A 21,233-nucleotide genomic window follows, 5' to 3' on the forward strand; every position below is an offset into this window, starting at 1 on the left:
TCGTCACACCCCCGTGACAGGTGCCGGCACCACCCGCGCGCCGTGCACCGGCCCGCTCGCAACGCGTACGGTTCGGCAGACACCGGCCCCCGAAAGCTCGGTGCCGACGTCCACCGCGGCGGGCGCCGACCGGCACAGAAACGTACACGTCGGTCCGGAACCCGACACGATGCCCGCCAGCGCGCCCGCCTCGACGCCGGCACGCAAGACGCGGCGTAAGGCCGGATCCTTGCTCACCGCGGCCGCCTGCAGTTCGTTGCCCAACAGCGGCGCCAGCTGCTCGGGGTCGCCGACCGCCAGCGCCGCCAGCACCGGACCGGGTTCGTCGAGCCGAGGTGGTGTCCCGACCTCCCGAAGCCGGTCCAGTTCACTGAACACCGCCGGGGTGGACAACCCGCCCTCGGCGAACGCCAGCACCCAGTGGAAAGTGTTGCGGGCCAGCACCGTCGCCAACTCCTCCCCGCGACCGGTACCCAGCGCGGTGCCGCCGTGCAGTGCGAATGGCACATCGCTGCCCAGCTTCGCGGCCAGCATGTGCAGATCGCGACGTGGCACACCCAGTTCCCATAGGGAGTTGATCGCGACCAGTACGGCCGCCGCGTCGGCACTGCCACCCCCCATTCCGCCGGCCACCGGGATGGACTTGTCGATGACGATCGAGACGTCGGGCGCCCGACCCACGTGGTCCGCCATCAGTTCGGCGGCTTGCCACGCCAGATTGCGCTCGTCGCGGGGCAGCTGGTCGGCGCCCTCGCCGCTGACCTCGAGCGAGAGCACATCGGCATTGCGGACGGTGACCTCGTCGACCAGCGAGACGGCGTGAAACACCGTCGTCAGGTCGTGATAACCGTTCTCACGCCGCTCGCCGACAGCCAGATACAGGTTGATTTTGCCGGGCGCCCGGACCGTAACGGACCCAGTGGGCACCCACTGAGCAGCAGTGTTTCCGTCCATCGGCACCGAACGAGAGTATCGCCCGCGGCGGGCGAAACCGAAGCCCCTCGGCCCCTCAGCTTGCCGAGGCGTGCGGTTGCGGGAGGCCCGCGGCGGTGTTGCCGGCGGCTTCTCGCGAGCGCTGATACAGCCGGACGAAGTCGTCGACGGTCAGCGTCTCACCCCGGCGCGCCGGGTCGATACTGGCGGCCAGCAACCGACTCGCCGATTCGTTGCCCGAACCCGCCCACTCGACGAACGCGTTGCGAGATGTCTTGCGCCGCTGAGCAAATGCGATATCGACAAGTTTGAACACGTCTTGACGGAAGGCCTTGTCGGTCGGCCAGGGCGGGTTTGCATGCCGATCGATGCGCACCAACCCGGAATAGACCCGCGGAATGGGCCAGAACACGGTCGGTGACACCGTGCCGTGGCGGCGGACCTGTCCGTGGAAGCGGACCTTGACGCTGGGCACGCCGTACTCCTTGCCACCGGGTTCGGCCGCCAGCCGTTCGGCGACTTCGGCCTGCACCATCACCATCACGGTGCGCAGCGACGGGAATTCGGCGAGCAGGTGCAGCAGCGCGGGAACGGCGACGTTATAGGGCAGATTCGCCACCACCGCCGTCGGCTCGGCAGCCAGATCGGCGGGCCCGATGGATAACACGTCGCGGTTTAGCACCTTCAGCCGGTGAATCTCGCTGTGCGAATGCTCGGCGACGGTCTTCGGCAGCCTGCCTGCCAGGACCGGATCGATCTCGACGGCGCTGACCGTGGCCCCGCGATCCAGCAGCGCCAGCGTCAGCGATCCCAGACCGGGCCCGACCTCCAGGACGTGATCGTGCCGGTTGACTCCAGAGGAGGACACCACCCGGCGCACCGTGTTGGCGTCGTGGACGAAGTTCTGTCCCAGAGATTTGCGCGGCCGGAATTCGAGTTCTTTGGCCAGCCTTCGGATCTCTGTGCGCCCCAGCAACCGGATGGTCAGCGTGCACCCGCTCTTCCGCTGCACACCGGCCACGCTCCCCAACCCTGGCGAGCCCGCGTCACCTCCGCGACCGTGATCTGCTCTTCCCGGGTCGCCAAGTCGGCGCGCGGGGCAAACCGCAATCCACCGTTGCGCTCCCAGGTGTTCTGGTCGAATTGCACGCCGCCGTAGTAGCCGTTTCCGGTGTTGATCGCCCAGTTTCCGCCCGCCTCGCAGCGCGAGATGGCATCCCAGATTTCTCCGTTGCCGACCGCCGGAACGTCGGTGCCCGGTTTGGTTCCGACCCGCACCACCGCCTCACGGGCAGGTGTGATGACGTGGCTTGCCACCGGCAGCCGGCCGGTCTCGACGCCATTGACCTTGGACACCGAGAAGGTGACGTCCTGGGTGCCCGGGGTGCCCGGGTCCTGGACGACCTCGCGGTCCATGTTCATGTCCGGGTCCTCGATCCGGCGCCGGGGCGGAACCAACGGCACGCGCTCGGTGACCTTCTCGATACGGTTACGGGTGACCTGGATGTGCATGCCGTCGATCACCGGCGCCGCCGCACCGGGAGTGACCTGGTCGCTCTGCACCAGCGGCACCCCGATGCCGGCCAGCAGTTCCCCGACCCGGGCCGCGGCCAGGTGGACGTTGCGCACCGCGCCGGCGTCGTCGAGTTCGACCGTCTTGGCGCTGACGACCGGCAGCGCCATGCCGGCCAGCGGGACACGGCTGCCTCGCGACGCCGCGGCCGGAGCGGTGTCTGTCATCGCCAGCTGGGCCAGCGCCTCGTCGACGGTGGAAGCCGTCGTCCACACCTGCTTGGTGTTCTGGCCGTCCAGCGAGATCTGCAGCGGCCGGCTGCGACGCAGCACGATGTTCTCGGCGTTGCGGACGCGCTCGCCGGCGGCGGGATAGAGGTCATCACGCTCGCTGACGTTGAAGCCGTTCTCCCTGATGATGTCGATCACCCGCGACTTCATGGTGGTCACGGTCATAGCGGTGCCATCGACGCTCAGCGTCACCGTCTTGTAGTCAGCGACCGCATAGGCGCCGGCGAAGGCCAAGACCAGCAGTAGACCCGCGACCAGAAGCCGCAAAGCCGGTGAGGCAGCCTGATGGAGTTTCGTAACTACGTTCAACGCGCGTTTATCCCGACCTCAGCAAGAGCTTGAGCAACAATTCGTCAACAAAGCAAAAGGCCCACCGGGGGCCCTACCGTTCGATCACAAGACGGTAACGAACCGGCCTAGATAGAGCAACTCCGCCGCAACCGCCTTAACGGGCTCTTAACTTCTCGCGGCTAATCCGTAGGCCGTGCGGGCATTGCCAGTGGTGACCTCGGCCAGTTCGTCGGCGGGCCGATCGATGAGCTCGGCCAGCGCCCGCACAGTGTAGGGCAGGCAGTACGGCTCGTTGGGCGCCCCCCGGTAGGGATGGGGCGTCAAAAACGGCGCGTCGGTCTCCACCAACAGCTGCGCCACAGGGATCAGCGGGACGGCTTCGCGCAGCTCACGTGCATTTCGGAAGCTCACCGTCCCGGATAGGCTGACCAGCCACCCGGCATCGACGCATGCGCGCGCCAAGGCGGCGCCCGACGAGAAGCAGTGAAAGATCACCGTGTCCGGCGCGCCCTCGGCGCGCAACACGTCGAGCACTTCGGCGTCGGCCTCGCGGTTGTGAATCATCAGCGGTTTGCCGGTCCGCTTGGCGAGGTCGATGTGCCACGCGAAGGCCTCCCGCTGCTTCCCCGGTTCCGCGCAGCCCTCCAACCGGCCCGGCCAGTACAGATCCATGCCGGTCTCGCCGATCGCCACCACCCGCGGGTGGGCAGCCAATCGTTCGATCTCGGCTCGGGCCGCATCGGTGAGCGCGTCTGCGCGGGTCGGGTGCAGTGCCACCGCGGCGTAGACCCGCGGATCCCAGTCGGCGGCATGTGTCACCCAGCGCGCCGAGGCCAGGTCGTCGGCGATGGTGACCACCGCGACCACCCCGACCGACGCGGCGCGGTCGACGATGGCGCGCACGTCGTCAGCGTCCTGCGCGCCGCACGCATCGAGGTGGGTGTGCGCGTCGATCAGCGGGCTCAATCGCTCGGGCGCCGGCGGCGGCGGACGTTTGGAACCCACGCGGACACAATAGGGTGGCAAACGATGAAGACGCGGCCCTACTACATCACGACGGCGATCACGTACCCGAACGGTGAGCCGCACATCGGGCACGCTTATGAGTACATCGCCACCGACGCCATCGCGCGCTTCAAACGGCTCGACGGCTTCGACGTGCGGTTCCTGACCGGTACCGACGAGCACGGACTGAAAATGGCGCAGGCAGCCGCCGCCGAAGGGATCTCGCCCGCCGAACTGGCCAAGCGGAACTCCGACGTATATCAGCGGCTGCAGGAGAAGCTCAATATTTCGTTCGACCGGTTCATCCGCACCACCGATGCCGACCACCACGAGGCATCGAAGGCCATCTGGCAGCGGCTGGCCGATGCCGGCGACATTTATCTGGACGCCTACGCCGGCTGGTATTCGGTGCGCGACGAACGCTACTTCACCGAAGACGAAACGGCTCTCGACGCCACCGGTACTCGCATCGCCGTCGAAACCGGCACCCCGGTCACCTGGACAGAAGAGCAGACCTATTTCTTCCGGCTGTCCGCGTACCGCGACAAGCTGCTGGCTCATTACGAGGCCAATCCGGACTTCATCGGCCCCCAGGTGCGGCGCAACGAAGTGGTCAGCTTCGTCTCCGGTGGGTTGAACGACCTGTCGATCTCGCGGACGTCGTTCGACTGGGGCGTGCCCGTTCCGGACCACCCCGACCACGTCATGTACGTCTGGATCGATGCGCTGACCAACTACCTGACCGGGGTCGGCTACCCGGACACCGACTCCGAGGTGTTTCGCCGCTATTGGCCGGCCGACGTGCACATGATCGGCAAGGACATCATCAGATTCCACGCCGTCTTCTGGCCGGCATTTCTGATGTCCGCCGGAATTGAGCTCCCAAGAAGGGTTTTCGCGCACGGCTTCCTGCTCAACAGCGGCGAGAAGATGAGCAAATCGTTGGGCAACACCGTCGATCCGGCCGCTCTCGTCGACGAGTTCGGCGTCGACCAGGTCCGCTACTTCTTCCTGCGCGAGGTGCCCTTCGGCCAGGACGGCAGCTACAGCGAGGAGGCGATCATCACCCGGATCAACGCCGACCTGGCCAATGAATTGGGCAACCTGGCGCAACGGTCGTTGTCGATGGTGGCCAAGAACCTCGACGGGATCGCCCCGACGCCTGGCGATTTCACCGCTGACGACAACGAACTGCTGGCCGCCGCCGACGGCCTACTCGACCGCGTTCGCGTCGAGTTCGATTCCCAAGCAATGCATTTGGCGCTGGAAGCGATTTGGCTGATGCTAGGCGCGGCGAACAGGTACTTCTCCGCGCAGCAGCCGTGGGTGCTGCGCAAGAGCGACTCGGAGGCAGACCAGGTCCGGTTCGCGACCGTGCTCTACGCCACCTGCGAGGTGGTGCGGATCGCCGCGCTGTTGATCCAGCCGGTGATGCCCGAGTCGGCGGGCAAGCTATTGGACTTGCTCGGCCAGCCGGAAGACCAGCGGACATTCGCGGCGGTCGGTAGACGCTTGGCACCGGGGACGAAGCTGCCGACACCCACCGGGGTGTTCCCGCGCTATCAAGTTGACTGATTAAGGCGAACGCGGACGGTGACGCGTCCCTTGTCGTCTCGGTGAGCTACGGCGTGTCCGGCACGTTCGACTTCGTCCAGCGTCAGCGAAATCGGAGCGCCATCGCCGACAAAGTTGCGCCACCACGTTTTTGCGTCGGGCAAGTTCGCGGCGATCTCGAACTCGTCACCGCGGCGGCGGTAGGCCACCGGGATATTGAACGTCCGTCCCGAACGTCGTCCCGTGTAGGTGATCAGCGTGACACTGCGCCGCAGTCTCGCGCCGAAGCGCGGGGAAGCCGCGATCGCCGCTATCGGCGCGTTGAAAAGCGGAGCCGGGCGCATGATCAATCGCATGTAACTGCGCATTTTCTTTTGACCCTTCGGTTTGTCGTGCCACAGTTCAGATCAGCAGCGTCAGGCACAACGCCGCAACCGCCAGACCCTGCAGCGTGGCCCTGGTTGTGATCACCTTGTCCCAGTTACGCTGCAGCGCACGGGCATCCGTGGGCAGTTCGGGATGATCAGCCCCGGCGATGAGTTGGCGGTTGATCGGCTTGGCCACTCGCAGGTAGAGCGCCAGCCAAATCAGCAGCAGGCCAAGTGCGACACCAGCCGCGCCGGCTTGCACCCAGCGACCGGACGCGGCGGCAAATGCCACACTGATCGCCGCGGCCACCATGCCGAACCCCCCGGGCACCGGCATCCGCCGGTCGCCGTAGCGATGGATGTTGCCCATCACCGCGAGCAAGGCGTGGTCGTCTATTCGCGCCAGTGCGGGCCGTTGCACGATCGCACCGAACACGTCGGTGCCGTAGACCACCGCGGTGCCCAGCACCGCGATCAAGGCGAACCAGTGGGCGGGTTGCGTCATCGCGCTCTCCTCTTCCGGATTAGGTGTTAGCAACGCTAACCCTTGAGACCCACCGCGTCAATAGCGCCGCTAGATTTTGTATCGGCGCTAACATGACGCCATGGCCATCGAGGACCGTCGGGCCCGGGAACGGGCCGCGCGACGCGAGCTCATCACCGTCACGGCGCGCAAGCTCGCCGAACAGGAGGGCTGGGACGCCGTCACCACCCGCCGGCTCTCCGCAGAGATCGAGTACAGCCAGCCGGTGTTGTACAAGCACTTCGCGAGCATGGAGGGAGTCGTCGCCGCCGTCGCCGTGCAGGGCTTCGGCGAGCTCGCCGACGCGCTTTCGTCGGCGCGCAGCGGTGCGACCGACGGCCAGGACGCCGTGGCGCGAGTCGCCCACGCGTTCATCCGGTTCGCCCACGACAATCCCGCCCTGTTCGACGCGATGTTCACCCGCGCGACAACACTGCACTTCGCCGCCCCGGACACCCCGGCCGAGTTGAACGCGGCCTTCGCCGAGCTGCGTGCGGCGGTCGGCATGGTCGCAGGCACCCGGGATGCCGACACGCTCTCCGAGGTGCTCTGGGCGGCGCTGCACGGGATGGTCACCCTCGACCGCGGTGGCCGGTTACGTCCGGAATATCGGTCCGCGCGCGTCGATCTGCTGGTCTCCGCGCTCTCGCGGTCGACGTGAGCCTGGTCACAACGGCGCGAACGCTGTCACATCCGCGACCTCGGCGGTGTCTCAAGGGCAGAACATCCCGCGAGAACAGGAGACAGCAATGACCCAGCAGCGCACTCACGTCGTCGTGATCGGTGGCGGATATGCCGGAACGCTGGCCGCCAACCACCTGCGGCTGCGCGCGGACGTCGAGATCACGCTGGTCAATCCACGTCCGGTATTCGTTGAGCGAATCCGGTTGCATCAGTTGGCCGCGGGCAGCGGCACCGCCGCCGTCGACTACGGCACGCTGCTCGGCGAGGGTATCCGGCTGGTCGTCGATGCCGCCGAGCGGATCAACAGCGCCGACCGCACGATCGAGCTGGCTTCCGGCGCTGTGTTGGACTATGACTACCTGATCTACGCCGTCGGCAGCACCGGCGTGGCGCCGTCTGCGGTAGCCGGCGCGGTCGAATTCGCCTATCCGGTCGCCGAATTCGAGCACGCGGAACGGCTGCGTGACGCACTGGACGAGCTGCATCCCGACGCACCCGTCACCGTGATCGGCGCCGGATTGACCGGCATCGAAACGGCATCCGAGCTGGCCGGGCAACGCCGCGTGACCCTGCTCTGCGGCGGCGTGCTGGGGCCGTCGCTGAGCCGGCCGGGCCGACGTTCGGTGGCCAAGTGGCTGCGCCGTCTCGGTGTCGACGTGCTCGAGACCGCCGTGGTCCGCGAGGTCCGCCCGGACGCGGTCGTGCTGGACTCGCCGTTGTCGGCTGGCGCCGTGCTGCCAAGCGCGCTGACGGTGTGGACGGCGGGCTTCGGCGTGCCGGAACTGGCCGCCCGCAGCGGGCTGAGCACCGATGGGCTGGGCCGGTTGCTGACCGATGAAACCCTGACCAGCGTGGACGACCCGCGCATCGTGGCGGCCGGAGACGCCGCCGCACCGTCCGGCCAGCCGCTGCGGATGAGCTGCCAGGCGGCCGGGCCATTGGGAGTTCAGGCCGCCAACACGGTGCTGAGCCGCATCGCCGGCACCACACCGGCGACGCTGAACCAGGCGTTCATCGGGCAGTGCATCAGCCTGGGCCGCTCGTATGCCAGCCTCCAAATCGCCCGCACCGACGACACCCCGGTGAACGCCGTCGTCGGTGGCCGGATCGCCGCGTCGCTCAAAGAGGCAATCTGCAAGGCGACGGTCTGGTCGATTCGCCGCGAGGCCACCAAGCCCGGCTCATACTTCTGGCTCAAGGGCGGCAAGCGGCCCGAGCAGCCGGCAAACGACACGGTGACGGTGCGGTGACCAGCTCCGACGAACATGCCGAACGGTTCGTGCTGCTGCGGCCGTTGCTGTTCACCATCGCCTACGAAATCCTAGGCTCGGCAACCGAATCCGATGACGTGCTGCAGGACAGCTATCTGCGCTGGGCACAGGTAGACCTGTCGTCAGTGCTCGACACCAAGTCCTACCTGGCCCGGCTGGTCACCCGTCAGGCGCTCAATGCGCTGCGCGCCGGTGCTCGGCGTCGGGAGGACTACGTCGGACCCTGGCTGCCCGAACCGCTGCTGCTCGACGAGCAAGACCCGTCAGCCGATGTCGTACTGGCCGAGTCGGTTTCGATGGCGATGCTGGTGCTGCTGGAGACCTTGAGCCCCGACGAACGCGCGGTGTTCGTGCTGCGCGAGGTGTTCGGGTTCGACTACGACGAAATCGCTTCCACGGTAGGCAAATCCGTCGCGGCGGTACGGCAGGTCGCGCATCGGGCCCGCGAACACGTGCAGGCCCGGCGCAGGCGCTTCGCCCCGGTGGACCCGGAGCAGAACGCCCGGATCGCCGCGGAGTTCATGGCCGCGGCGGCCGGCGGCGATGTGCAGGCGGTGATGTCGATGCTGGCCCCGGACGTGGTGTGGACCTCCGACGGCGGCGGCAAGGCCAGCGCGGCCCGTCGTCCGGTGGTCGGGGCCGACAAGGTCGCGAGAGCGGTCGTCGGGCTGATCGGCCGCGGCATGCAGCTGCCCGATGTCCGCGCCGAGATGGTCATCTGTAACGCCGCGCCGGCCGTGCTGATCTACGCCGGCGACCAGTTGGAGGGCGTTTTCACCGTGGAGATCGTCGACGGCAAGATCAGTAACTTCTACGCGATGCGCAATCCCGACAAGCTCGCGGCCGTCACCACCGCACGCAAAATCAGCCGCGGCTGAGATCTCTGCCAAGCTAGGGGGCGTGCGAACCGACCGGCTTGGCGATCTCGGCAGCCCGCATGAGGTGCTGCGGGCCGTCGGTGACGCCACGAACCGGCTGGACCTACCGCCGCCGGCCGCGCTGACCGGTGACTGGTTCGGCGCGCTGGCGGTGATCGCGCCGAGTGTGTCGGTACGCGCCGTCGACGCCGCCGGGGCGTTCGCCGTGCGGCCCGGTGCGGATGGCGAGGCGGTCGGCGGCGGCTGGATCGGTTACCTGTCCTATCCCGATCCGAGCGCCGACGGACGGTCCGCCCGAATACCCGAAGCCGCGGGCGGGTGGACGGACTGCGTGTTGCGCTGCGACCGTGACCGGCAGTGGTGGTACGAGAGCCTGTCGGGCGCCCCGATGCGGAATTGGCTGGCCCAAGCCTTGGCGGCGCCGTCGCCGCGTTCGGCACCGGCGCGGCCTTACCGGATCGATTGGGACGCGGCCGACCGTCGGGCGCATCGCGACGGGGTGCTGGCCTGCCTGGAGGCCATCCGCGCCGGCGAGGTCTACCAGGCCTGCGTATGCACCCAGTTCGCCGGCACGATTGCCGGGGAACCGCTCGACTTCTTCATCGACGGCGTCGCGCGCACCGCGCCGGCGCGGGCAGCCTATGTGGCCGGGTCCTGGGGTGCGGTGGCATCGCTGTCGCCGGAGCTCTTTTTGCGCCGTCGTGGTGAGGTCGTCACGTCGAGCCCGATCAAGGGCACGCTGCCGTTGGACGCTTCCCCGTCGGCGCTGAGAGCCTCGGCCAAGGACGTTGCCGAGAACATCATGATCGTCGACCTGGTCCGCAACGACCTGGGACGCGTCGCGGTCACCGGATCGGTCACTGTGCCCGAGCTGCTGGTGGTCCGGCCCGCGCCGGGTGTGTGGCACTTGGTCTCGACGGTGGCCGCGCTGATGCCGGTCGACCTGCCGACCTCGACGCTGCTGGATGCCGCATTCCCGCCGGCCTCGGTTACCGGCACTCCCAAACTACGGGCGCGGCAACTGATTACCCGGTGGGAGCGATCGAGGCGCGGAGTGTACTGCGGCACAGTCGGTTTGGCATCGCCGGTCGCCGGCTGCGAGCTGAACGTCGCGATCCGTACCGTGGAATTCGATAGTGCGGGCAACGCGCTGCTGGGGTCGGGCGGCGGGATCACCGCCGACTCCGACGCCGACGCTGAGTGGGACGAATGCCTGCACAAGGCGGCGCCGATCATCGGGGCGGGAATTCCCGCAGAGCTTTTCGCGCGGTAGTCAGCCTTGGTCGCTGCCTTGCTGCCGCGAACGCAACACCGTGTCGTAGAGCACCCTCCGCGACTTCAACTCCGGATGCGCCTCGGCCACCTGGCCGCAGGCGTCCTTGACGCGGATTCCCGCGGCGGCCAGGGCCTCGACCTCAGCGACCAGCGCCGGCAGGTCGGCGCGGACGGTGGCGCCGGCCAGCACGACGGTCACCTCGCCCAACACGCCGTCGGCAGCCCAGGCCGCCAGTTCCGCCAGCGACCCGCGCACCACTTCCTCGTGCACCTTGGTCAGCTCTCGGCACACGGCTGCCCGGCGATCCCCGCCGAGCCGTTCGACCGCATCACGCAGACATGCGGGTAGCCGGCGCGGCGATTCGAAGAACACCGCAGTGCGCCGTTCCTCGGCCAGCGATGCCAGCCAATCGCGGCGCGCCGCCTGCTTGCGTGGCGCGAATCCCTCGAAGCAGAACTTGTCTGACGGCAGCCCCGAGACCGCCAGCGCGGTGGTCACCGCCGATGGACCGGGCAGACACCGCACCGGCAAACCGGCGTCCAGGCAGGCCAGCACCAGCCGGTGGCCCGGGTCGCTGATCAGCGGCATCCCGGCGTCGCTGACCACCAGCACCGTTGCCCCTGTGCTGATCTCGTCGATCAGCTCGGGCACCCGGGAGGCCTCGACGTGATCGAAGAAGCTGACGATCTTCCCGCCGATCCGGACATCGAGCGCTTTGGCCAGTGTCCGCACCCGGCGGGTGTCCTCGGCGGCGACGATGTCAGCCGACGACAAGGCGGTGATAAGGCGCGGTGACGCATCGGACGGCTGCCCCAATGGCGTCGCGCCCAGCAACAGTCGGCCACCAGTCATGCGCCACAGCTTACGATTGTCTGTGATGACCGCCCTGTCCGATGAACTCGTCGTCGCCACCGAGCGGACCGTCCCTGTTATCAGCCCCGGGCCGATGATGCCGGTGCCCGATTTCGGACCCGTCGACCGGTTAGAGGGCTGGGTGGTGACCGCGGTGATTGCTGCTTTGGCGGCGGTGACCCGAACGGTGAACCTGGGTTCGCCGACCGATGCCGGCACGCCGATTTTCGACGAGAAGCATTACGCGCCGCAGGCCTGGCAGATGCTGCGCAACCACGGCGTGGAGGACAACCCCGGGTACGGTCTGGTCGTTCATCCGCCGGTGGGCAAGGAACTGATCGCGATCGGCGAGGCGATCTTCGGCTACAACGGGCTGGGTTGGCGGTTCACCGGCGCAGTACTCGGCATTTTGCTGGTGGCGCTGGTCGTGCGGATCGTGCGACGGATCAGCCGGTCGACGTTGGTCGGCGCAATCGCCGGACTGCTGCTCATTGGCGACGGGGTCAGCTTTGTGGCGGCGCGCACGGCTCTCCTCGACGGCTTCCTGGAATTCTTTGTGGTCGCCGCGTTCGGTGCGCTCATCGTCGACCGGGATCAGGTGCGCGAGCGCATGCACGTCGCGCTGACCGAAGGCCGCAGCGCCCATACGGTGTGGGGCCCGCGCCTGGGCGTGCGCTGGTGGCGGTTCGGCGCTGGGGTGCTGCTCGGTTTGTCTTGTGCGACAAAGTGGTCCGGCCTGTACTTCGTGGTGTTCTTCGGGTTGATGTCGTTGGCGTTCGACGTTGCGGCACGCCGCCAATACCGGGTGCCGCGACCGTGGCTGGGCGTCGTCCGCCGCGACCTGGGCCCGACCATGTACACGCTGCTGCTCATCCCTTTCGCGGTGTACCTGGCCAGCTACGCGCCCTGGTTCGCCTCCGAGACCGCGATCGATCGACACGAGGTAGGCCAATCGATCGGACCGCAAACGGATTTCCCGCTGCCGGACGCGATCCGCTCGCTGTGGCACTACACCGCCAAGGCCTACCAATTCCATGCCGGCCTGACGAATTCAGCGGGCAACTATCACCCGTGGGAATCCAAACCGTGGGCGTGGCCGATGTCGCTGCGACCGGTGCTCTACGCCATCGACCAGCAGAACGTCCCGGGCTGCGGCGCCCAGTCGTGCGTCAAGGCGGTGATGCTGGTCGGCACTCCCGCGATGTGGTGGCTGTCGGTGCCCGTCCTCGGCTACGCCTGCTGGCGGATGATCGTGCGCCGCGACTGGCGCTACGCCGTGGTGCTGGTCGGCTACTGCGCAGGCTGGCTGCCATGGTTCGCCGACATCGACCGGCAGATGTACTTCTTCTATGCCGCCACCATGGCGCCGTTTTTGGTGATGGCGATCGCGCTGATCTGTGGCGACATCCTGTACAAACCCGGTCAAGGCGCGGAACGCCGCACCCTCGGACTGATCGCCGTATCCTGTTACGTCGCACTGGTGCTGACGAACTTCGCCTGGCTGTTTCCAGTACTGACCGGTCAGCCGATTTCGCAGACCACCTGGAACATGGAGATCTGGCTGCCCAGCTGGCGGTGACGGCTCGCATTGTTTACAGCGGGTCGCGGGCGGCGGGACAGGACATGCACCGCGGGCCACCCCGACCAGTCCCCAATTCGGAGGCGGCGATCGTCAGCACCTCGATCCCGGCGTCCCTCAGACGAGCGTTGGTCCGCGCATTGCGCTCGTAGGCGACGACGACCCCGGGCGATAACGCCAGCGTGTTGTTGCCGTCATCCCACTGTTCACGTTCGGCGACAACGGGATCCAGCCCGGTGTCGATGACGCGCAACTTGTCGATACCCATCGCGGTGGCCGCGGCCTCCACGAACGGAGTCTCGTCCGAGATCTTCACGCCATCGGGCGTGCGCGCGATCGTGAAAGCGGATAATGTCTCGACGACATTGGCATACATCACCACCGCGTCCGTGTCGACCACCGTGCACACGGTGTCCAAGTGCATCTGCGCGCGTTCCTGAGCCAGCGGCACGACCAGCACCGTGTTAGCCAGATCGTCGTCGAACAGGCTGCGCGCCAGAGCTTCCGCACCCGCCGGGGTGGTCCGTTCACCCACCCCGACCGCGACGACGCCCGGTGCCAGCAGCAACACGTCACCGCCTTCGACGGGCGCGGTGCGGGATTCGTAGGCGCGGCGCACACCGGTGAACCGTGGATGGTGGGCATAGATCAGATCGGTCAACGACGCCTCGCGCACCCGCGCCGGCAGGGCCAGCGACGGGATGACGATACGGGGACCGATCCAGATCGACGAGTCGCGGGTGAAGACCAGGTTCGGCAATGGCTCGATGACGTAGTCGGTGCCGTCATGCATGCGGCGCACCAACGAGTCGTCCGCGCCCGCGTCCCACGGCAGTTCGGCGAACGTCATGCCGGCCATCAGCACATCGGCCAACCTGGCCGGGTCAAGGCCACGCAAGAAGGCCGAGAGCTCTTGCGCCAGCGGTGATCCGAGTCGTGGAGCATCAACGGCGGCAGCAATGCCCTGCATCCTGGCGGCACCGCTCTGCAGAGCTTCCGTCAGCAGGTCGGAGAGCAGCAGCACCTCAACGCCGCGGGACCTGAGCAGCTCGGCGAACGCATCGTGCTCCTCCTGCGCCCTTGCAACCCAGGGCAATCCGTCGAACAGCAGATCATCGTTGTTACGCGGCGTGAGTCGACGCAGTTCGGCGCCCGGTCGGTGCAGGATCGCCACTCGCAGTGCACCGACTTCCGAGTTGGACCCCAGCTCGCTGCTACTCACACTTAGCACGGTAACCCGAACCGTCACCTCAAGTATGGTTCAGGTTATGGATGCCGAGGAACTACTACCGGGAGAACTGGCCGCTCGGGCCGGCGTTGCGGTCTCGGCTTTGCACTTCTACGAGCGGCAGGGGCTGATCACCAGCAGGCGCACATCGGGCAATCAGCGCCGCTACAGTCGCGACACCCTCCGGCGAGTCGCCTTCATCCGGATGTCGCACCGGCTGGGCATCCCGCTCGCGCGTGTCCGCGCGGCACTGGCCACGCTGCCCGCCGATCGGGTTGCGACCAGCCGGGACTGGGCGCGGCTGTCGGCGGGCTGGCGGGCAGACCTCGACGATCGGATCCTGCATCTTCAGCGGCTGCGCGATAACCTGGCCGACTGCATCGGTTGCGGTTGTCTGAGCCTGCGCAGTTGCGCGTTGACCAATCCGGGCGACGTGCTCGCCAAGCAGGGGCCCGGTCCGGTCCGACTGTAGTTCGACCGCTCGCAACGGCGCCGCGCGAATTCGAACGGGTGTGCGATAGAATTGGTGTCGTGGCGATTGCGGTACAGGAGTCGTTGTTCGACTGCAACGAACGGAGGCCGCTGGGCAAGGGGGCCTGGATCGATATCCGCTCCGGATGGCTGACCGGCGCCGACGACTTGTTGGGCGAACTCCTGACAACTGTGCCGTGGCGCGCGGAGCGGCGTCAGATGTACGACCGCGTCCTCGACGTGCCGCGCCTGGTGAGCTTTCATGACCTCACGGTCGAGGATCCACCGCATCCACGGCTGAGCCGGTTACGCCGTCGGCTCAACGACATCTACGGCGGCGAATTGGGTGAGCCGTTCACGACCGTAGGCCTGTGCTGCTATCGCGACGGGTCGGACAGCGTCGCCTGGCACGGCGACACGATCGGCCGCAGCAGCACCCAGGACACCATGGTGGCGATCGTCAGCCTCGGTGCCACCCGCACCTTCGCGTTACGACCGCGCGGCGGCGGCCCGTCGTTGCGGCTGCCACAGGCGCACGGCGATCTGCTGGTGATGGGCGGTTCCTGTCAGCGGACGTGGGAACACTCGGTTCCCAAAACCTCGGCGTGCAACAGCCCCCGGGTCAGCATCCAGTTCCGGCCCAGAGACGTGCGCTAGAAATCAGCTTCTGATCGCCGCGACGGATTTGACCAGCAAGTCGCGCGCCCGATTGGTGTCGATGGGCGTGGCCGACTTGCCAGGTTGCGGCACGGGGTTGGCGGTGATGATCACCTGATAGTCGCCGAAGTGCGCGGTGTAGTTGTAAAGCTCGCCGCTGCGCGGCTTTCCGTTCACCGTCGTTTGCAGGACACGGTGCACGCCCAGGGTGCGTGTCCCCTGGATCTGCGGCGCTTTGACGACCTCGATGAGACCGCGCACCCGGCCGCCCTCGAATCCCACCTTCTGGCATTTGCGCCCTGGGTCGTTGACCGGCACCGCCTCGGACGTCTGCACGGCCATGGCAATGAAGCGATTGCCATCACCCTCGGCGGCCACCGCGGCCATGTTTCCCTGCAGGCCCGGCGGCATGTCCTCGCCAACCACGAATGACGAGCAATCCGGCGGGTCGAACTTCAGCCCCGGCGGAAGCTTGTGCGTCGACAACACCTTGGGGTCGATTGCGGTCTTCGGGACGTCCTTGACCTTGAACTCCGGCCCGAAATCCGACTTGACCTGCGAAATCTTGGTGATATCGGCGGACGGGGCGGTCTCCGACGATCCGTGCGATGAGCAGCCCGCCAGCAAGCAGGCACTTCCAATCGCGACCGCTATTCTCATCACCCGCGTCAATCTAGTGCAAGGCCCTCAGGCGCGTAACGCCGACACGGTTTTCACCAACAGATCGGCCGCGAACTGCGGCGTAAGCGGCGAATGCGATGAGCCGGGGTCACTGATCAGCGCGGTGAACGCATAGTAGTCGCCCAGATAAGCGGTGAAGGTGCTTGCCCGAGAGTCGATTTCATTGCCTCCTTCGACCGACGTGGTGATATCGGTGGCCATACCGAGGGTTTCGGCGCCCTCGATGCGGGGTGGGTCGACGAGATGAACCCGGGCCGTGGCACGCCCGCTGCTCATAGTCCACCCGTGGCACTGGGTAACCAGGGAGTGGTCGAGCGCCACCGGGCCCGTCGGCGCGGTCACGACCACCGCGTAGACGATGCCGCCCGCACCGGAACCCGAAATACCTTGGGCGGATTGCCCGTGACTATCGGCCGGGTCGGCCAGCGCCGCGCAGCGCGCCGGGGTTGCTACGCCATCCCCGCCAAGACCCCAGATCGTCGGCGGCGCGGCCACGCCCGAAACCTCGGTTACCTCATAGCCGGGCGGCAATTCGCGTCCCACCCGCCTGATGTTGGCGGGGTTGACCTGGCGAGCCTGCGTGCTGCCGGAAGTCGTCGGTGCGGGTTGGCGTGCGTGAGCGCATGAGGCGAGCAGCAGGACAACAACCGCAGTGACGCGGAGTCGCATGCTAGCTGACAGCCCGAATAACTTGGCGCGCAGTACGTTTGATGTTGTTCGTCATGTCGCGGCTTAACGGAAGGTCGCGCTGGTCGGGCACCGCGATGACGGTGGTGACCACCCCGACGTCGTCGCGCTCCCAGAAAGCGCCGTAGTGGTCCATGATCGTCCGCATCGCCACGTTGTCGGCGAGCATCCGGGCGGTGAACTTTTCCACGCCGTCGACCCGGGCGGCGACGGAGAGCGCGGTGATCAGGAAGGAGCCGATACCGCGGCCCTGGTAGGCGTCGGCGACGGTGAACGCGACCTCGGCGACGGTAGGGTCGTGGTCGTCTCGGACGAAGCGGCCGTCGGCAACCGGGTTGCCATCCGCATCGGTCATCACCCACACGAAGTGGTCGACGTAGTCGACCTCGGCCAGGTAGTCCATCAGCGCTGGGCTGGGAACCCGCGGCGACATGAAGCGGCGATACAGCGTGTCGCTGGAGAACCAGACACGACCCTGCATGGTCCGCTCGCTGTCGCCGGGCAACACCGGACGAAGCAGCAGTTCTGTTCCGTCGCGCACCCGAACCGGGATCGGCGTGAGGAAGGCGGCGAGCCGCTGGCGGACTGTGCGCACCAATCGGCTCATGATCCCGGGGATGTGCACCATCCGCGCGAACGCGTCGTTGTCGCCGATCCACCCGTTCAACGGTTCGGTCGTGGTCACGGTCGCGGTCCGCGCGATCCCACGCAGCAGAGCGATCTCACCGACGATCGTGCCGGCGGACACCTGCTCGACGGTCACGACGTCATCGTCTCCGACGTGGCGGATCTCGGCGGTACCCGACGAGATCAGCAGGAAGGAAACCGCCTGCTCACCTTGCTGCATGAGCACCTGGCTCGCGGCGGCATGCAGCGGCTGCAGGCTGGCTGCCAGCGGCATCAAGTCCTCGGGCGGACAGCCCGTGAAGATGTCCAATCCCGCGAGTTCGTCGGCGCGCAGCGCGGTCAGTTCGGTCACTACGGCGTCCCGGATGGGCCGGGCATGCCGGAGACTCGCGGTGACCGCTGCGCCATGTATCCGCCCCTGTTGTCGTTTCATACCCGCCGGGTCAGCGACCCCGTCGTCGCGGTCCGATGCTGCCAAGGTTATGGGCTGGGTTCGGGTTGCAGCAAGGATTTGCCCGACGATGCAGCGACCAAGCACTGGGAAGTCCAGCCCGGATGTGTGTCCGTTCGACTGGCTCGGCGATTTTGATTGACACTACGAATATAGAGTAGTCTGGTGTCGACCTGAAACCCCGCACGCCGCAAAGATGAGCTTTGACACCAAAACCGCCTGCCACCGGCCGCTACACTGCCGGCATACAGAAGAGACGCAAGCCAAATCCGGACCGGCGCCGCCGGGAACTGTGCGATGCGGCGATCCAACTGTTGGCTGACGACGGCGCCAAGGGCCTGAGCCATCTGAAAGTCGACGCGCGCGCCGGCGTTCCCGACGGCACCACCTCGTTCTATTTCCGCACCCGCTCAGCGCTGTTGCGCGCGGTTGCCGAGCGGATGGCCGAGCTGGACCTGGCCGCCTTGCAGTCGGTCGCCGACCGGGCCGGCCTCGACGACGGGGCGTCGGCCTCCACCTTGGCAACGCTGGTCATCCAGTCCGGGGAAGAGCCACAGCTGAGCCGAACCAAGGCGCGCTATGAGCTGACCATGCAGGCGACCCGCGACCCGGCGATTGCCGCAACCCTGCAGCGCGCCACGGACGCATTCACACAGCTGCACCACGACATCCTGGTGCAGTTGCTGCCGCACGGCCCCGACCTGGATCCCGCTGTCGTCGACGACCTAAGCAACGTCACGCTGACGTTCATCAACGGCCTTTTGCTGCGATTCGCCCACGGCGACCGCATCATCGACAGCCCGGAACGGCTCGACGGCGTTCTGTCGGCCATCGTCGCGGGCATCTTGGGCAGCGAGCAGCAGGGAGGGCTTACCCACGACGGCGCCTCGGTGCGGCCCCGCCGCGGGCGGTCATCGCCCGCCCGCTAGGGCAACCGGGTCTTGCCCAACCTGGGCCCATGTGGTTCTCTACGACAATAGAGTTTGCCGGCCACGCTTGAGTCGGCGAGCGCGGATGGATTAAGCAGAAAGTACAAATCGCCCGAACCGCCTCAGACGCTGTCACACTGGCGGCATCGATCCCGGCTGGCGGCGCATCGGAGATCTTGGAAGTTGTGGCGAAAGGCGAGATTTCGTGACGATCAGCACCGGCTTGGACGTCCAGGACGTCTATTACGACCCCTACGACGTCGTCCTCAACGCCGACCCGTATCCGATGTTTCGCCGACTTCGCGAAAAGGCGCCGCTGTACTACAACGCACAGCATGATTTCTACGCGTTCAGCCGGTTCGCCGATGTCGACAAGGCCCTGGTCGACCACGGGGCGTTCAGTTCAGCGCGGGGCATCATCCTGGAGTTGATCAAGGCCAATCTCGACATCCCACCCGGCATGCTCATCATGGAGGATCCGCCGATCCACGACGTGCATCGCAAGCTGCTGGCCCGCATGTTCACCCCGCGCAAAATCGCTGCGCTCGAGCCCAGGATTCGCGAATTCTGCGGCCAGTCGCTGGACCCGCTCGTCGGATCGGGACATATCGACTTCGTCGCCGACCTGGGAGCCCAGATGCCGATGAAGGTCATCAGCATGCTGCTCGGCATTCCGGAAGACGATCAGGAATTCATCCGCGACCGCACCAACGCGCAACTGCGCACCGAAGCCGGAAAACCCATGAACGCCGAAGAGGGCTTGGCCACCGGCGAAATCTTCGCCGCCTACATCGATTGGCGCGCCGAGCATCCGTCCGACGACATCATGACCGAACTGCTCAACGTCGAGTTCGTCGACGAGACCGGCATCACCCGTCGACTGACCCGCGACGAGTTACTGATTTACGTCAACGTCGTCGCCGGCGCAGGCAACGAGACCACCACGCGGCTGATCGGTTGGGCCGGAAAGGTTCTCGCCGAACATCCCGATCAGCGTCGCGAAATGGCCCGCGACCCGGCGCTGATACCGCAGGCCATCGAAGAACTGCTGCGCTACGAGCCACCGGCACCGCACACGGCCCGGTATGTGACACGCGACGTCACCTGCTACGAGCAGACGGTGCCCGCAGGCAGCGTGATGATGATGCTGATCGGGGCCGCCTGCCGCGACGACCGTCAATTCGGCCCCGACAGTGAGGAATTCAACATCCACCGGCCCGCACACCAGCACCTCGCCTTCAGCGTCGGCACGCACTTCTGCCTGGGCTCAGCGCTGGCGCGCCTGGAAGGCCGAATCGCCCTCGAAGAGATCCTCAAGCGCTTTCCGGAGTGGGAAATCGACCTGGCGAATGCCAGCCTCAGCCCGACATCGACAGTGCGAGGGTGGGAGTCGATGCCCGCCTGGACACCGTGAGGCGACGATGACTGGTCGCGTCGAGGGTCACTGGCGTTTCGCTGCCCGTTGATGCGGGTGCTTTGCTCAAGTAGACACAAGGAAGTGGAGAGTCACATGCCCGAGTACGACTACGAAGAACTCAAGAAGGAAGCCGAGCAGTACATCAGGTTCGAGAAGGACAAGAAGAACAGAATCGCCTATATCACCTTCGATCGTCCTGAGGCGCAGAACGCCACCACCCTGGGTATGCGGCAGAACTACGCCGACCTGATCCACAAGTGCAACGTGGACGACGACGTCAAGGTCGTAGTGATCCGTGGCGAGGGCCAAGACTTCGGCAGCGGCGGCGACTTGCCCGAGCAGCGCCCGATGCTGGAGAACCCGGGCCTACCGCTGCTACATGAACTGGCCATCAACGACGACGACGTCAAGTACCCGCCGGGCGGCTCATACCGTTATCTATCCACCGTCACCGACTTCTACGCCAAGGCGCGCGCCGGAAACCGCCCGCTTCAGGAGCTTCGCAAGATCAGCATCATCGAGGCCAAGGGCTACTGCTATGGCTGGCACTTCTACCAGGCCGGCGACGCCGATCTGGTGATCTCTTCTGACGATGCGCTATTCGGGCATCCAGCCTTCCGTTACGTAGGCTGGGGACCACGCCTGTGGTGGTGGGCCGAGACGATGGGCTTGCGGAAGTTCTCTGAAATGCTGTTCACGGGCCGACCGTTCAGTGCCAAGGAGATGTACGACTGCGGCTTTGTCAACAGCGTGGTGCCCCGCGACAAGCTGGAGGACGAAACGCTGAAATACGCGCTGGCATGCTCGAAGTCGCGCCCGACCGACACCGTCGCGGTGCAGAAGACCTTCCTGGAGCTCTACAAGCAGCACAAGGGCGAATACTTCGGCAGTCTGCTCACCGGGATGGTCGAGGGCATGTTGCCGCTGATCCAAAACGACGCGCAAGAGGTCGACCTCACCGAGGGCACCTTCGAAAAGGGCCTCAACAACGTGGTCAAAGACAACGACCTGAACTTCCCGCCGGAGTGGCGGCTCAGCCGCTCGGGACGCAACAAGCCCTGACGTTTC

The 21,233-nt window shown here is 66.5% G+C and carries 22 protein-coding genes; 11 read left to right on the forward strand and 11 right to left on the reverse strand.

The annotated features are described in order from the left end of the window. Positions 1-3 precede the first annotated feature (3 nt). The 4 genes from VNW74_RS01845 to VNW74_RS01860 all read right to left on the reverse strand — a co-directional run bounded on the left by VNW74_RS01845 (position 4) and on the right by VNW74_RS01860 (position 4,032). Positions 4-954 (reverse strand): 4-(cytidine 5'-diphospho)-2-C-methyl-D-erythritol kinase, encoded by a 951-nt coding sequence (locus VNW74_RS01845; RefSeq protein ID WP_325674930.1) that lies wholly within the window; start codon positions 952-954, stop codon positions 4-6. A gap of 55 nt (positions 955-1,009) precedes the next feature. Next, positions 1,010-1,954 carry a 16S rRNA (adenine(1518)-N(6)/adenine(1519)-N(6))-dimethyltransferase RsmA gene (rsmA, locus tag VNW74_RS01850; RefSeq protein ID WP_414686575.1) on the reverse strand — a complete coding sequence of 315 codons (945 nt, stop codon included), beginning with the start codon at positions 1,952-1,954 and terminating at the stop codon, positions 1,010-1,012. Continuing rightward, entirely contained in the window at positions 1,918-3,045 is a 1,128-nt protein-coding gene (locus VNW74_RS01855) for a transglycosylase family protein (protein WP_325674900.1), read from the reverse strand. The genes rsmA and VNW74_RS01855 overlap by 37 nt, the downstream gene beginning before the upstream one ends. 147 nt (positions 3,046-3,192) lie before the next feature. Further along, a complete protein-coding gene (locus VNW74_RS01860; protein WP_325674901.1) occupies positions 3,193-4,032 on the reverse strand; it encodes a TatD family hydrolase in 840 nt (279 codons plus the stop codon). 24 nt (positions 4,033-4,056) lie between these two features. On the opposite strand from VNW74_RS01860, the gene metG reads away from it, so the two are divergent. Next, complete coding sequence (gene metG / locus VNW74_RS01865; RefSeq protein ID WP_325674902.1) at positions 4,057-5,607, forward strand: methionine--tRNA ligase; 1,551 nt, start codon at positions 4,057-4,059, stop codon at positions 5,605-5,607. On the opposite strand, the gene VNW74_RS01870 is transcribed toward metG, so the two are convergent. Together VNW74_RS01870 and VNW74_RS01875 are read right to left on the reverse strand one after the other, a co-directional pair. Then, a complete protein-coding gene (locus tag VNW74_RS01870; protein WP_325674903.1) occupies positions 5,595-5,954 on the reverse strand; it encodes a nitroreductase/quinone reductase family protein in 360 nt (119 codons plus the stop codon). The genes metG and VNW74_RS01870 overlap by 13 nt on opposite strands. Positions 5,955-5,988: 34 nt before the next feature. Beyond that, entirely contained in the window at positions 5,989-6,459 is a 471-nt protein-coding gene (locus tag VNW74_RS01875) for a DUF1772 domain-containing protein (protein WP_325674904.1), read from the reverse strand. Positions 6,460-6,559: 100 nt separating this feature from the next. Between VNW74_RS01875 and VNW74_RS01880 the strand changes: the two genes are divergently transcribed. The 4 genes from VNW74_RS01880 (at position 6,560) to VNW74_RS01895 (ending at position 10,583) form a co-directional block, all read left to right on the forward strand. Beyond that, positions 6,560-7,138, forward strand: a complete 579-nt coding sequence (locus VNW74_RS01880) for a TetR/AcrR family transcriptional regulator (protein WP_325674905.1) — start codon at positions 6,560-6,562, stop codon at positions 7,136-7,138. An 88-nt stretch (positions 7,139-7,226) separates the two neighbouring features. Continuing rightward, the gene (locus VNW74_RS01885) at positions 7,227-8,411 is read left to right on the forward strand and encodes an NAD(P)/FAD-dependent oxidoreductase (protein WP_325674906.1); all 1,185 of its coding nucleotides are present in this window, start codon (positions 7,227-7,229) and stop codon (positions 8,409-8,411) included. Continuing rightward, the gene (locus VNW74_RS01890; protein WP_325674907.1) at positions 8,408-9,310 is read left to right on the forward strand and encodes an RNA polymerase sigma-70 factor; all 903 of its coding nucleotides are present in this window, start codon (positions 8,408-8,410) and stop codon (positions 9,308-9,310) included. Before VNW74_RS01885 ends, VNW74_RS01890 begins: the two co-directional genes overlap by 4 nt. A 22-nt stretch (positions 9,311-9,332) precedes the next feature. Beyond that, positions 9,333-10,583, forward strand: a complete 1,251-nt coding sequence (locus VNW74_RS01895) for an aminodeoxychorismate synthase component I (RefSeq protein WP_325674908.1) — start codon at positions 9,333-9,335, stop codon at positions 10,581-10,583. On the opposite strand, the gene rsmI is transcribed toward VNW74_RS01895, so the two are convergent. After that, positions 10,584-11,438 carry a 16S rRNA (cytidine(1402)-2'-O)-methyltransferase gene (gene rsmI / locus VNW74_RS01900; protein ID WP_325674909.1) on the reverse strand — a complete coding sequence of 285 codons (855 nt, stop codon included), beginning with the start codon at positions 11,436-11,438 and terminating at the stop codon, positions 10,584-10,586. Positions 11,439-11,463: 25 nt separating this feature from the next. Between rsmI and VNW74_RS01905 the strand changes: the two genes are divergently transcribed. Continuing rightward, entirely contained in the window at positions 11,464-13,017 is a 1,554-nt protein-coding gene (locus tag VNW74_RS01905) for a dolichyl-phosphate-mannose--protein mannosyltransferase (RefSeq protein WP_325674910.1), read from the forward strand. A 13-nt stretch (positions 13,018-13,030) separates the two neighbouring features. Here the strand turns inward: VNW74_RS01905 and arcA are convergent, their stop codons facing one another. Continuing rightward, positions 13,031-14,239 (reverse strand): arginine deiminase, encoded by a 1,209-nt coding sequence (arcA, locus tag VNW74_RS01910; protein ID WP_325674911.1) that lies wholly within the window; start codon positions 14,237-14,239, stop codon positions 13,031-13,033. Positions 14,240-14,285: 46 nt separating this feature from the next. Between arcA and soxR the strand changes: the two genes are divergently transcribed. Beyond that, the gene (gene soxR, locus VNW74_RS01915) at positions 14,286-14,717 is read left to right on the forward strand and encodes a redox-sensitive transcriptional activator SoxR (protein WP_325674912.1); all 432 of its coding nucleotides are present in this window, start codon (positions 14,286-14,288) and stop codon (positions 14,715-14,717) included. 59 nt (positions 14,718-14,776) lie between these two features. Beyond that, complete coding sequence (locus tag VNW74_RS01920; RefSeq protein WP_325674913.1) at positions 14,777-15,373, forward strand: alpha-ketoglutarate-dependent dioxygenase AlkB; 597 nt, start codon at positions 14,777-14,779, stop codon at positions 15,371-15,373. Between the two features lie 3 nt (positions 15,374-15,376). Here VNW74_RS01920 and VNW74_RS01925 read toward each other — a convergent pair whose 3' ends face one another. From VNW74_RS01925 to VNW74_RS01935, 3 genes are read right to left on the reverse strand one after another with little or no spacing between them, the layout of a single operon-like run. Further along, a complete protein-coding gene (locus VNW74_RS01925) occupies positions 15,377-16,033 on the reverse strand; it encodes a DUF5642 family protein (protein WP_325674931.1) in 657 nt (218 codons plus the stop codon). 27 nt (positions 16,034-16,060) lie between these two features. Next, a complete protein-coding gene (locus VNW74_RS01930; RefSeq protein ID WP_325674914.1) occupies positions 16,061-16,723 on the reverse strand; it encodes a DUF5642 family protein in 663 nt (220 codons plus the stop codon). A gap of 1 nt (position 16,724) precedes the next feature. Then, positions 16,725-17,720 (reverse strand): GNAT family N-acetyltransferase, encoded by a 996-nt coding sequence (locus VNW74_RS01935; RefSeq protein ID WP_325674915.1) that lies wholly within the window; start codon positions 17,718-17,720, stop codon positions 16,725-16,727. Between the two features lie 344 nt (positions 17,721-18,064). Between VNW74_RS01935 and VNW74_RS01940 the strand changes: the two genes are divergently transcribed. The 3 genes from VNW74_RS01940 to VNW74_RS01950 all read left to right on the forward strand — a co-directional run bounded on the left by VNW74_RS01940 (position 18,065) and on the right by VNW74_RS01950 (position 21,227). Further along, positions 18,065-18,748 carry a TetR/AcrR family transcriptional regulator gene (locus VNW74_RS01940; protein WP_325674932.1) on the forward strand — a complete coding sequence of 228 codons (684 nt, stop codon included), beginning with the start codon at positions 18,065-18,067 and terminating at the stop codon, positions 18,746-18,748. Positions 18,749-19,034: 286 nt separating this feature from the next. Then, a complete protein-coding gene (locus VNW74_RS01945; RefSeq protein WP_325674933.1) occupies positions 19,035-20,162 on the forward strand; it encodes a cytochrome P450 in 1,128 nt (375 codons plus the stop codon). 96 nt (positions 20,163-20,258) lie between these two features. After that, positions 20,259-21,227 carry an enoyl-CoA hydratase/isomerase family protein gene (locus VNW74_RS01950; RefSeq protein ID WP_325674916.1) on the forward strand — a complete coding sequence of 323 codons (969 nt, stop codon included), beginning with the start codon at positions 20,259-20,261 and terminating at the stop codon, positions 21,225-21,227. Positions 21,228-21,233 lie beyond the last annotated feature (6 nt).

The organism is Mycobacterium sp., from assembly GCF_035570115.1.
Classification (GTDB): Bacteria; Actinomycetota; Actinomycetes; order Mycobacteriales; family Mycobacteriaceae; genus Mycobacterium.

What these genes read in the sequence shown, in the direction of transcription:
- VNW74_RS01845 (WP_325674930.1), bottom strand. Translation starts at nt 954, where the DNA reads ATGGACGGAAACACTGCTGCTCAGTGGGTGCCCACTGGGTCCGTTACG.
- metG (WP_325674902.1), top strand. Translation starts at nt 4,057, where the DNA reads ATGAAGACGCGGCCCTACTACATCACGACGGCGATCACGTACCCGAAC.
- VNW74_RS01870 (WP_325674903.1), bottom strand. Translation starts at nt 5,954, where the DNA reads ATGCGCAGTTACATGCGATTGATCATGCGCCCGGCTCCGCTTTTCAAC.
- VNW74_RS01875 (WP_325674904.1), bottom strand. Translation starts at nt 6,459, where the DNA reads ATGACGCAACCCGCCCACTGGTTCGCCTTGATCGCGGTGCTGGGCACC.
- VNW74_RS01880 (WP_325674905.1), top strand. Translation starts at nt 6,560, where the DNA reads ATGGCCATCGAGGACCGTCGGGCCCGGGAACGGGCCGCGCGACGCGAG.
- VNW74_RS01885 (WP_325674906.1), top strand. Translation starts at nt 7,227, where the DNA reads ATGACCCAGCAGCGCACTCACGTCGTCGTGATCGGTGGCGGATATGCC.
- rsmI (WP_325674909.1), bottom strand. Translation starts at nt 11,438, where the DNA reads ATGACTGGTGGCCGACTGTTGCTGGGCGCGACGCCATTGGGGCAGCCG.
- VNW74_RS01905 (WP_325674910.1), top strand. Translation starts at nt 11,464, where the DNA reads ATGACCGCCCTGTCCGATGAACTCGTCGTCGCCACCGAGCGGACCGTC.
- soxR (WP_325674912.1), top strand. Translation starts at nt 14,286, where the DNA reads ATGGATGCCGAGGAACTACTACCGGGAGAACTGGCCGCTCGGGCCGGC.
- VNW74_RS01925 (WP_325674931.1), bottom strand. Translation starts at nt 16,033, where the DNA reads ATGAGAATAGCGGTCGCGATTGGAAGTGCCTGCTTGCTGGCGGGCTGC.
- VNW74_RS01930 (WP_325674914.1), bottom strand. Translation starts at nt 16,723, where the DNA reads ATGCGACTCCGCGTCACTGCGGTTGTTGTCCTGCTGCTCGCCTCATGC.
- VNW74_RS01945 (WP_325674933.1), top strand. Translation starts at nt 19,035, where the DNA reads ATGTTTCGCCGACTTCGCGAAAAGGCGCCGCTGTACTACAACGCACAG.
- VNW74_RS01950 (WP_325674916.1), top strand. Translation starts at nt 20,259, where the DNA reads ATGCCCGAGTACGACTACGAAGAACTCAAGAAGGAAGCCGAGCAGTAC.